The 11213-nt window shown below is 60.4% G+C and carries 12 protein-coding genes; 4 read left to right on the top strand and 8 right to left on the bottom strand.

Annotated elements, in window-relative coordinates:
• The 3 genes from ACO550_RS36205 to ACO550_RS36195 form a co-directional block, all read right to left on the bottom strand.
• The coding region (locus tag ACO550_RS36205) for an ATP-binding cassette domain-containing protein (RefSeq protein WP_315597333.1) at positions 1-160 on the bottom strand (160 nt) is incomplete at its 3' end.
• Between the two features lie 125 nt (positions 161-285).
• Positions 286-1482: an ABC transporter substrate-binding protein gene (locus tag ACO550_RS36200; RefSeq protein WP_315597331.1), complete on the bottom strand. Its 1197-nt coding sequence runs from the start codon at positions 1480-1482 to the stop codon at positions 286-288.
• Positions 1483-1740: 258 nt separating this feature from the next.
• Positions 1741-2622, bottom strand: coding sequence for a LysR substrate-binding domain-containing protein (locus ACO550_RS36195; RefSeq protein ID WP_315597330.1), 882 nt, complete (start codon positions 2620-2622; stop codon positions 1741-1743).
• 162 nt (positions 2623-2784) lie between these two features.
• On the opposite strand from ACO550_RS36195, the gene argH reads away from it, so the two are divergent.
• The 3 genes from argH to ACO550_RS36180 all read left to right on the top strand — a co-directional run bounded on the left by argH (position 2785) and on the right by ACO550_RS36180 (position 5831).
• Entirely contained in the window at positions 2785-4323 is a 1539-nt protein-coding gene (argH, locus tag ACO550_RS36190; protein ID WP_315597329.1) for an argininosuccinate lyase, read from the top strand.
• 19 nt (positions 4324-4342) lie between these two features.
• Positions 4343-5305 carry a tripartite tricarboxylate transporter substrate-binding protein gene (locus ACO550_RS36185; RefSeq protein WP_315597328.1) on the top strand — a complete coding sequence of 321 codons (963 nt, stop codon included), beginning with the start codon at positions 4343-4345 and terminating at the stop codon, positions 5303-5305.
• 94 nt (positions 5306-5399) lie between these two features.
• Positions 5400-5831: a MerR family transcriptional regulator gene (locus ACO550_RS36180; RefSeq protein WP_315597327.1), complete on the top strand. Its 432-nt coding sequence runs from the start codon at positions 5400-5402 to the stop codon at positions 5829-5831.
• A gap of 18 nt (positions 5832-5849) precedes the next feature.
• Here the strand turns inward: ACO550_RS36180 and ACO550_RS36175 are convergent, their stop codons facing one another.
• Genes ACO550_RS36175 through ACO550_RS36155 form a run of 5 tightly spaced genes read right to left on the bottom strand, consistent with a single transcriptional unit; the run spans position 5850 to position 10141 of the window.
• Positions 5850-6233 (bottom strand): Rid family hydrolase, encoded by a 384-nt coding sequence (locus ACO550_RS36175; RefSeq protein ID WP_315597326.1) that lies wholly within the window; start codon positions 6231-6233, stop codon positions 5850-5852.
• Positions 6230-7693, bottom strand: coding sequence for an NAD(P)/FAD-dependent oxidoreductase (locus tag ACO550_RS36170; protein ID WP_315597325.1), 1464 nt, complete (start codon positions 7691-7693; stop codon positions 6230-6232). The genes ACO550_RS36175 and ACO550_RS36170 overlap by 4 nt, the downstream gene beginning before the upstream one ends.
• On the bottom strand, positions 7690-8001 hold the full coding sequence (locus ACO550_RS36165) for a 2Fe-2S iron-sulfur cluster-binding protein (RefSeq protein WP_315597324.1): 312 nt from the start codon (positions 7999-8001) through the stop codon (positions 7690-7692). Before ACO550_RS36165 ends, ACO550_RS36170 begins: the two co-directional genes overlap by 4 nt.
• A complete protein-coding gene (locus tag ACO550_RS36160) occupies positions 7970-9100 on the bottom strand; it encodes an FAD-dependent oxidoreductase (RefSeq protein WP_315597323.1) in 1131 nt (376 codons plus the stop codon). Before ACO550_RS36160 ends, ACO550_RS36165 begins: the two co-directional genes overlap by 32 nt.
• 3 nt (positions 9101-9103) lie before the next feature.
• Positions 9104-10141, bottom strand: coding sequence for a tripartite tricarboxylate transporter substrate-binding protein (locus ACO550_RS36155; RefSeq protein ID WP_315597322.1), 1038 nt, complete (start codon positions 10139-10141; stop codon positions 9104-9106).
• A 125-nt stretch (positions 10142-10266) separates the two neighbouring features.
• Between ACO550_RS36155 and ACO550_RS36150 the strand changes: the two genes are divergently transcribed.
• A complete protein-coding gene (locus ACO550_RS36150) occupies positions 10267-11172 on the top strand; it encodes a LysR substrate-binding domain-containing protein (RefSeq protein WP_315597321.1) in 906 nt (301 codons plus the stop codon).
• The last annotated feature ends 41 nt before the right edge of the window (positions 11173-11213 follow it).

Below are 11213 nucleotides of genomic sequence, written 5' to 3'. Positions count from 1 at the left end.
ATTTGGTAAGCAGATTGAAGCAGGTGGTCTTGCCCGCGCCGTTCGGTCCGATCAATGCGTGGATCGAACCGCGACGCACCTGCAGATCCACACCGTCAACCGCCGTAAAGCCCTTGAAGGACTTTGACAGTCGCTGTGTTTGAAGAATGAAGTCCGACATGGCTGTTAGAAACTCAAACCGGAGAAAAAGGTGCCCCTCGCTCGCCAAGTGGGCAAGCGTGGACAGACCGCATAAGAAAACGGGGCGATGCACGACCGGACGCGGCCGTGCACGACGATTTCGTCTTAGCCCTTGAGCGGACAGGCGCTCTTTTCCAGAGGCTCGAAGGCCTTGTCCTTCGGGATGACCTTGCGGATCTTGAGCAGATCCCACTCGCCCTTCGATTCGGCCGGCTTCTTTGCCTCGGCCAAGTACATGTCGTGTGCCATCAGCCCATTGGCCAGGATCCGACCATCCTTGGCAAAAAAGTCGTTGACAGGTGTGGCACGCATCTTTGCCATCACCTTGTCGGCGTCCGCACTGCCAACCGCCTGTACCGCCTTCAAGTAATGCGTCACGGCCGAATACATGCCTGCCTGTACCATCGTCGGCATCATCTTGGTCTGAGCGAAGAATTTCTTGCCGAAGGCTCGGGTCTCGTCGTTGTAGTCCCAATAGAAGGCCGTCGTGAACTGCAATCCCTGCGCCGCCTTCAGCCCCATACCCTTCAGGTCGCTATCGAAGATCAGCAGGGGCGCGACCACTTGCTTGCCAGTCAGTCCGAACTCGGCGGCCTGGCGCACGGCGTTCTGGGTATCACGCCCCGCGTTCGCCAGCGCCACGACCTGGGCCTTGGACGCCTGGGCCTGCAGCAGGAACGAGGCGAAGTCCGATGCCGAGAGCGGATGGCGAACCTTTCCTACAACCTTGCCGCCCGACTGCTCGACCACGCTCGCGGCATTTGATTCGAGCGAATGGCCAAACGCATAGTCGGCAGTGATGAAGAACCAGTCTTTCTTCCCTTCTTCCAGGATGGCCCGCGCCGTGCCGTTGGCCAGGGCATACGTGTTGTAGACGTAGTGGACGCCATATGGCGAACACTGTTTTCCGGTCAACTCCGTCGTGGCAGATCCCGCGAAGATGGTTACCTTCTTCTTGCTCTCGCCGAGCTTCTGCAGCGCCAACGCCGATGCCGAGTCGGTTGACTCGATGATCATTTCGACGTTGTTCCTGTCGTACCACTCACGGGCGCGCGTGGATGCGATGTCGACCTTGCTCTGATAGTCCGCAGTAAGGACTTCGATGGGCCGATCCAGTACCTTTCCACCAAAGTCCTGAACAGCCATCTTGACGGCGGCTACCCCGCCAGGACCGCCAATACCTGAGTAGACGCCAGTCATGTCCACAAGCGCCCCAATGCGGAATGGCTCGGCTGCCAACGACTGTTGCCAGCACGCAGCGAATGCGATTGCGGCGCCGAATTGCAGTACGGGTGTTCGCATTGAATGTCTCCAGTTGATCGTTATCGTGAAGGACAGCGCGCGACGACACGCGCTGTCCATACGAGACACTCTGCAACTTCAATGCCAAGCCCTGAAACCCGCAAGCTGTCGAAGAATAGTGGCGATTCCTGTGTCTTTGCAGGTCTGACGAAGACACAGCCGACTACACACATGTCGTCGCCAAAGACACTTGACGAGGATTACTGAAGGGCGGCTACCGCGCCTACGCGCCGACAATCAAGCGCGCCGTTGGCCTGATCAATGAAACCCGTCAAACGCCTGCCGCACGCATTCCGCGAATCTGCTGGCGAGGAAGTTCAGTGGAAAATGGTCTGATGTCACGGCAAAGCTGCGGAACATGACCTCGTGCGAGAAAGGGATCTCGCTGACCGCGGCAAGACCCAACGCGCGGCTTACGATCGGACTGACAATCGACAGCCCAAGACCTTTTCCGACCATCTTGCAGATGGTGGTCGCGTAAGGCGTCTCGATAGCGAGCACCCTGACTCCGGCCGGAAAGTGGCTGTCGATCTCGCGCCGGTTCGCGCTTTCCGCCGGCAGCGAGATAAAGTGCTCGCCAGCGAAGTCTGCGGGTTCCAGGATGGTTTTGCTCGCCAGCCGATGCGAACGCGGCACGATGCCGACCCCGCGCGCCACATTGATTTCCGCAAACTGCAGGCTCGCCAAATCCGTCCGGACCGAGCAGAAGCCGATATCGCAGAACCCGGTAGCGGTCCATTTGGCGACGACTTCCGATCTCCCCGTATTCACCAGCACCGGGAGATCGGGAAAGTGCTGCCGGAAAATCGCCAAGGCATCGGGCAATACGCTTTCCGCAATCGAACCGACCACCCCCACGCGCAGTAACCCCGTGCCGCGCTGCCGAATCGAGTTGGCGCTTTCGTCGAGCGATTCCAGCCCCATGAATGCCCGTTCAACGTCTGCATAAAACGCTTCGGCCTCGGCGGTCGGGAGCAGTTTGGTCCCCACGCGTTGGAACAACTGGAAGCCCACCTTGTGCTCCAGCAGTCCGATCCATCGGCTGATATTGGGCTGGGAGGTGTGAAGCAGCCCCGCTGCCGTGGTCATGGAACGCGACATCATCACGGCGCGGAAGGCCTCGATCTCCTTGAAATTCATCGCGCAGCTCCTGAAAGATGCGGATTGTGGCACGCGTACCGATCGACCTGCACGCCGCAGCAACCCATATCAGAATTGTATAAGAAGCTGCGAGTCCATGATTTGACGTATGGGTTGCAAGAAACCAAACTCGATTCAGGTTTTATCAATGTGAGTTTGATCATGGAATCGAAAGTCAGCCGCCGCCTCAAGCAGCCCCCCGCGCAAGAGGTCATCCAATACATTTTTCAACCCCGTACCACGCGCGAATTCTTCAACAAGAATTTCGATGTGCTGACGCAAATTAATCTTGCCCATCTGGTGATGCTGGATCAGCAGGAGATTCTCGATGAAACTACTACGTCGACGCTTGCCAACGCGCTCCTTAAAATCCGGCAAGACGGCCCCGAAGTCGTGGAACTCGATCCGGCGCGTGAAGACGCCTATTTCAACTACGAAGCGCACCTGATCCGGCTGGTCGGCCAGAACCTTGGTGGCCGCCTGCATACGGCCCGCAGCCGCAACGATATTGGCGCGACCAATGACCGCATTCGCGCACGCGGCTACGTGATGCGGATTTGCACCGCGCTCGTGGCGCTATGCGATGGCGCACTGGACCAGGCTGAGGCCTATGCCAGCCACGTCATGCCGGGCTATACCCATATGCAGGCCGCCCAACCCATCACCTACGGCTACTACTTCTCGGCGTTGGTCGACGCGTGGTCCCGCGACATCGACCGGCTGCTGCATGTTCTGGAAACGCTCGACGGCTGCCCAATGGGCGCTTGCGCACTGGCAGGCACGTCGTTTCCGATCGATCGGACCCTGACCAGTAACCTGCTGGGCTTTAGCCGACCGCTTGGCAACGCGCTGGATAGCGTCGCATCGCGTGACTTTGCGCTTGAGCTCAGCGCGGCGCTTTCAATCATGATGATCACGTGCAGCCGCATGGTGCAGGACTTTTATATCTGGTCGACGCCCGAGTTCGGTTTCCTGACGTTCCCGGACAGCATCGCCGGCACGTCGAGCATCATGCCGCAGAAGAAGAATCCGGTCGTGCTCGAATACCTGCGCGGCAAGACCGCGCACCTGATTGGCCTTACGTCCGCCGCGTTGACCACGGTAAAGTCCACGCACTTCACGCATTCCGGTGACAGCAGCCGCGAAAGCACCCGTACCTGCTGGGAGAGTTGCGAAGAGGCACTGAAATGCCTGGAACTGATGGCGCTGCTTGTGCGGGACGTGCAGCCGGAACGCGAACGCATGGCCTCGCACGCGGCCAATGACTTCTCCGCCGTGACCGACCTGGCCGACCTCCTGGTACGTCAAGCCGATCTTTCATTCCGCGATGCGCACCATATCATCGGCGCCGTGGTACGTCGCGCGCTCGACGAGGGCTTGCCGGCCATCGCCATCACGACCGCCATGATCGACGACGCGACAGAACAGCAAGTCGGACGCCGGGCCAACCTGCCAGCCGACGACGTTGCAAAATGCCTGGATCCGATCTGCAATGTCAATGGACGCCAGTCGTACGGCGCGCCTGCCCCGCAAAGCGTACGCGAACGGCTCGATGCACAGCGATCCGCGCTCCAGGTGCGTTCGGAAACCCTGCAAACCACTGAGAGCCGTATCCGCGACGCGGCTGCGTTGCTCGAGGCGCATACCCGGTCAATCGCCGCCACCGGGCACGCGCAACAAGCCTTGGCCCAAGCCAGCTGACAACGAAAAGGAGGAGACCATGTTCAAGTTCACCGCCGTGTTGGTCGCGGCCATGGCGTGCTGCTCCGTCGTCAGCGCACACGAATATCCCGACAAACCCGTGTCTCTGGTTGTGCCTTTCGCGCCCGGTGGCACCGTCAATCTCACGGCGCGATTGCTAAGCGCACGCATGGCGCAGTTGCTTGGTCAACCTGTAGTCGTGGACAACAAGCCCGGCGCCGGTGGCGCCATTGGGGCGGGATTCGTCGCCAAGGCCCGCGCCGACGGCTACACATTGCTGTACGCGACGATGGGCAGTCAGGTCATTCAACCGCTGATATCCCGCAGCCTGAGTTTCTCGCCATCGAAGGATTTCACGCCAATCGCACTGTTTGCCACGGTGCCCAATGTGCTGGCGGTCTCCGCCAATACCCCGGCGAAGAACATCGCCGAACTGATCCAGTATGCGAAGGCGAATCCGGGCAAGCTCAATATGGGATCGGCGGGCCAGGGATCCGTCAACCATATGATTGGCGAGCTGTTCATGCTGCGCACCGGCATCAAATTTACCCATGTGCCATACAAGGGCGCCGGGCCGGCCACCACCGATCTGCTTGCCGGACAGATCCAGGTTCTCTTTGCCAATCTTCCCGGGCTGCAGCCCTATGTGAAATCGGGGAAGGTCAAGCTGCTTGGTGTCGCCAGTCGACAAAGGAACCCAGCGATCCCCGACGTGCCGACCTTCGCGGAACTTGGCATCAAGGATGCTGAGACCGAGTCGTGGTCAGCGCTGATGGCGCCCGCCGGTACCAACCCGGAGGTCATCAGGAAACTGCAGGACACAGTCAGGTCCATCGCCACGGACCCCGCCATGGTCAGGCAGTTGAACGCGCAAGGCGCGCAACCGTTCTATGGCAACGCGCAGAACCTTGACAAGGTGATAGCCGACGACACGCGGCGCTGGGCCGAGGTCGTCAAGCACGCCAACATCCAATTGGAATAAGGACGCGGGAGCGGCTGCCTATGCGGCATTTGACTTGCGGTAGCGATGTGCCCACTATAGAAGTTGAAGTCAACTTCAAGTCAAGGGTGCTCTGATGGATATTGCCGAAGTCGCCAAAAGCACGGGCGTGCCTGCGTCGACACTACGCTACTACGAGAAGATGGGGCTGATCGCATCACTGAACCCACAGGGCACCCGGCGCCGGTTTGCCGACAACGTGGTGGATCAACTGGCGTTGATCTCACTGGGTCAGGCGGCGGGGCTTTCGCTTGATGAGATCCGGTCGATGTTCTCGTCTAACGGGCAGCCGAACATCGACCGGCAGATGCTGCTGGACAAGGCTGACGAGATCGACGCGCTGATCAAGCGGCTGCGGGCGATGAGCCACGGGCTGCGGCATGCAGCGGCTTGCCCAGCGCCAAGCCATGCCGAATGCCCGACCTTCCGGAAACTGCTCAAGGCCGCAGCGTCCGGCGCCATTGGCAAAGGTCTGGTCAATGTGGAGTTGAAGCGACGGGTTAGGTAGTGCCTGGTTCCGGTCGTGTTATGCCAGGCTGTCCGGGCCCTCGGCCGCCACCACAGTTATTTCCACGCGTAGCCCATCCGTGGCCAGTGCTGCCTCGACAGTGGTGCGGACAGGCGCCTCCGCATGGTGGTCGGCTAGCCACCCCTCCCATACAGCGTTCATCTGCGGAAAATCGCTGATGTCGCGCAAATAGACTGTTGCAGAGAGAAGCCGGCCAGGACTGCTTCCCGCTTCGGCAAGCAGCGCGTGCACGCGTGACAGGACCTCACTTGTTTGCGCGGCGATATCGCCGGTGGCCGACGGACTTCCCTTGGCAGTTTGCCCGCACAGATATACCAGTCCGCCATGACGAACGATCTTGCTCAGGCGGGAATTGGTATGGTGCCTATGAATTGCTGTCACGACTTGTGTACCTTCTGTGATGGTTGATTGGGAGCACTCGCAAGAGCCGCAAGCGAGCCGAGACTTATCGGTTTGATCGGCGCACGAATGCGATAGGCGCCGACCTCATCCGGCGTACGGTGTTGGGTGTTCGCGAGTATCTGGGTCACCGTGATGCCGCACATGCGGCCCTGGCACGGGCCCATACCGCAGCGACTAAAGAACTTGGTCTGGTTTGGCCCTTCACAGCCCAACTTCACCATTTCACGCACACGTCCCGCGGTGACTTCCTCGCAGCGGCAGACAATCGTCTCGTCGGGACACTCGATAAGCCATTCCGGAGGTCGATAGAGTGCATCGAGGAATGGGCGAACGCGCTGTTGATGCCGTAGCGCATGCCGCCAGGACTTCGCGAGCTTTTCGCCCTCTTCCACATCCAGTTTGCCGATTGCCACCGCAGCCCCTATCGCCGCGATAGCGCCACTGGCTTCCGCAGCCAAGGCGCCCGAGATTGCCGCGCCGTCGCCGGCCATTCGAAGGCCCGGCAGCGACGTCTCGCCCCATACGTCAACAGTTGGATGCCACGCCAGTTGCTCGTCGCTCCATGTGTGGTCCACGCGCAAGAGTCTGCTTATCTGCGTATTGGGCACCACGCCGTGATGCAGCAAGACAACATCGGCATCGATGTGTTGCGCCCTGCCACCTTCGACGAACGACACCGCTCGCGCACGTTGACCGTTTTCTGTGGCTTCGATGCGCACATCCTTCGCATGCCTGGCCATCCGCACGCCCGCACGGCGCAGTTTCCACAGCATCCGCAAACCCTTGCCGAGAATTTTCGGACATGTAGCAGCGCTCGCCAGATGCTTCAATGCGCGATGCCGGTTTTCAGCTGGGCTGGTCTCGACGATGCCGGCAATCGCTGCCCCGCCATCCAGCAGCTGGCAGGCCACCAAGAGCAGCAACGGGCCGCTTCCCACCAGCACAACCTTACCGTCAGGCACTTGCGATGCCGTCTTGATAGCAATCTGCGCCGCGCCAGCATTCAGTACGCCAGGCAGCGTCCATCCGGGTATAGGCGAGGGCCGTTCCATTGCTCCCGTAGCAACCAGCAACTGGGGTGCGCGTACGCTGAACGACTGTCCTGACTGCTGCGCGGTAACCGTCAGGTCGTGCGCCACATCCCAGACCAGGGTGCCATGGCGTGCTTCCGCACCGGACTTTGCAAAGCGCTCCGCCAAGGCCTCACCGTGGCGATAGTCCGGACCGAGCAACGCCTTTACCGTGCGGGGCGCTACCGTGACATTCCGATATATCTGGCCTCCGGCGCGAGGCTGTTCATCGAGCACCACAACCCGCAGGCCATACTCTGCAGCGACTACCGCCGCAGACATCCCCGCGGGACCGCTACCAACAATGACGAGGTCATGGGTGAACGCCTCGTTGCTACGCTTCTGATCGATCGAGTGGACGTTGTTCATGCTGCCGTCTCCACGCGCCGTGCGCCTGACGGTAGTCTCACTTGCATCCCTTCACGTACCTCGGCCATGCAGGACTGCACGTTCTGGGCGCCGTCCACCTCCACTACGCAGTCGAAACATGCGCCCATCAGGCATAGCGGAGCGCGTGGTGCTCCGGATACTGCCGTCTTCCGGAACGGTACGACGCCTGCAGCAAGCAATGCCGTCGCCAGCGTCTGCCCCACGCGTGCATATACCTCTTGCCCTTCCACGTAGATGACTACCGTCGCTTGCAGCTCAGTGGGCGCTAGCTTGATTGACTTGAACATCGAAACGCCTTGCCTTGAAATCCCGAACTTGAACCGGTTCGGTGCCGGTACGTATCCATTCCGCGAGGGGCCCGGCATGTGCCGGTGCCAGCGTGATGCCGCTGTGGCAGGTCACGACGAAAGCCCCCGGGCATTCGATGGACTCGTCATAGATCGGATAGCCATCTGGCGTCATGACGCGCAGCGCGCCCCAGGTACGAACCAGGTTGACATTGGCCAGCATCGGGAAGCTGCGCACCGCGCGCGCCGCAATCCGGGCCAGCTCCGGCAACGTGGTGCCATCGTCCATCCCGACTTCTTCCTTCGAATCGCCGATCTGCACTACGCCCTCACCCGTTTGCCGCACGTAATGGCACGGATAGCGCAGAAAGGGTGAGACCCGTTCGCTAACCAGCAGTTGGCCTCGTACCGGCCTCACCGGCGCGCTGAGTCCCACCTGGGGAGCCAGTTCCCGGTTCGCCAGCCCTGCGGCGAGTACCACGCGCGACGCCAAGAACGTACGGTCGCCAGCCACTACTCGAAACTCCCCACCACGCCACTCGATTTTCTCGACTGTCACACCGGTGACCAGCTGGCCGCCAAGAGCCCGGTAGCCCTGAACCAACGCCCGCAACGTACGCAACGGGCTGACATGACCGTCGAGCTCGCAGTAGATTGCACCCACCACGTCCGGTCCGGCCTCCGGGATCAGCCGGCGCAAGCCTGCTTGATCGAGGACTTCGTATGGATAGTTGATGCCGAGTTGCGCGCCCAATGCGGCGAGCTTGCCGGCGGACTCGGCAAGCTGCTTCTCATCGAAGCTCATGCTTATGCCGCCTGGCTGCTGTAGTTCGACATCGATTCCGGTTAGGTCTTGCAGTTCCGTGGCGAGTGATCGCCACGCCCGCGCCGCCTGCATGGTCCAACGTGCATAGGCGGGACGCGTGATCCCCTTGTTCTGAACCCAGACCAGACCAAAATTGCCTCGCGATGCACGAAAGGCGTCATCACTGCCGTCGAGCACACACACCGCGTCTCCGCTGCGGGCGAGCCCATATGCCACGGACAAGCCCACCACGCCTCCGCCGATAACAAGCGTGTCGATATGATCGGTACCCATGACCTATTCCGCCTTGATATTGCGCTCGCGGACAATCTTCTCGAACTTGTCGGCCTCGCTGCGAATGAATGCAGCCACCTCGGCGGGACTCTTTCCCGCATCGGGCTCGATACCGAGCTTGATGAGCTTCTCGCGGAAATCAGGCGCTGCCACCACTTCGCGAATCGCGGTGTTTAACCGGTTGACGATGGGCGCTGGCGTGCCGGCTGGCGCTTGAATCGATTCCCAAGCCACAAGTTCGAAGCCCGGCACGCCAGACTCCGCGATGGTGGGGACATCGGGCACAGCCGACACACGCTTCTTGCTCGACACCGCAATGGCACGGAGCTTCCCTTCCTTCACCAGATTGATGGACGATGCAACCGTCGGCATCATCATCGTCACCTGCCCGCTCATCAGGTCTATCAGCGCCGGGCCGCTTCCCTTGTAAGGCACGTGGATCATGCTGATGCCAGTCCTGGACAACAGCAGTTCCGATGCCAGATGTCCCGCGCTTCCTGGTCCATAGCTTGCATAGGGAAGCTTGCCTGGCTGCGCCTTTGCCATCGAGACCAACTCGGGAATTGATTTGACAGGAACGCTGGCCGGCGTAACCAGCCACAATGGAATGATGCCGAGCAGCGCCACTGGGGCGAAGTCCTTGTAGATGTCGTAGTTCAGCTTCTGAAGCGCCGGATTAATGGCGAACGACGAAGAAACAGACAAGAGCGTGTAGCCGTCCGCAGGCTGGCTCTTCACATACTGGGTCGCAATGATGGAGTTGGCGCCCGCCCTGTTCTCCACCACGATCTGTTGACCCAGCTTCACGCTCAACGCCGCGCCCAGCAGCCGTGCGGTGGCATCCGAGGATCCACCAGGAGGAAACCCGACTACCAGCTTGATCGGGCGGTTCGGGTATGACTGCGTCGGCTCCTGCGCACTCACCGGGAAGCAAGCAAGCAGCGACAACGCGATGAGACCAGCCGATGCCGGCGCGCTGCCCAGGTGGATACGAGACTTCGGCGGCAGCAGGGTCTTGCCATGTTTGAGTTTGAGGGGCATGTTTGTCCGTTTCTCCATACCCTGGTTTGCCGCTAACATGTGCGTCCAGGGTGAATGAATCTTAGAAGCGCTGCCCCTGCATAACAATTCATTCTTTTCAGGCTGCTTATTCCCGAAAGTTATGTATGAAGAAGACCGTCAATCTGCGACAAGTTGAATCCTTCTACTCCGTGATGCGCACGGGTACCGTGGTTGGAGCAGCGCAACTCATGAACGTGACACAACCGGCGGTCAGCAAGGCAATCGGCCTGCTTGAGATGCGCATCGGGTACAAGCTCTTCGAGCGCAGGGGGCGCAAGCTAGTGGCGACGCCCGAAGCCGAGGCGCTATACCGTGAAGTCGAGCCGATCTATGGCAGCCTAGACAGGATTTCGCAGATTGCTGAAGACATCCGTAACCAGCGCGCGGGAGCGCTGCGCATTGCAACACTGCCTTCGATCTCGCAATGGCTTGTGCCAAGGGCCATCACCCGTTTTCTGTCGACCCGGCCCAATGTATCCGTCTACATCGAGAGCCTGCCATCGCGACAGGTGGCGGATCTTGTTGCCACACGTCAGTTCGACGTCGGTTTGATCGAACTGCCACTGTCGCGGCCCGCCATCGCGACGGAGCCACTGGATCCCAGTCCGGCAGTCGCGATACTGCCAGTCGGCCACCGACTCGCCTCGAAGCGGGTGATTTCGGTCAAGGATCTTGCCAACGAGCGGCTGATCCTGCTGTCGCAGCACAGTTTCCTGCGCCACCAGATCGACGACGCGTTCTCGAATGCCGGCGTTGCGGCAAACGTCATTGTCGATACCCCCCATTCACTCGTGGCTTGCGGACTCGTAGCGGCAGGGGCCGGCATCACGCTGGTGTCGCGATGGGCTGCGGAGCTGTTCTCAGGGCACGACGTCGTGGTGCGTCCGTTAAAGGAAGAGCTCGCTTCGCGGTACGCGATCATCTTTCCGAGTCCCGGCCCTCGACTTCTTCTGGCGGAAGCCTTTACCAAGGACTTGAGGGAAGAAATCAGACACGCGAAGCGGCGTTAGAAGCTTTGATCTTGCTTCCGACGAAGTAAAACGGAGACCAC

The sequence above is a fragment of the Cupriavidus sp. genome, from assembly GCF_057315035.1.
This window is presented reverse-complemented; position numbering and strand designations above follow the sequence as displayed.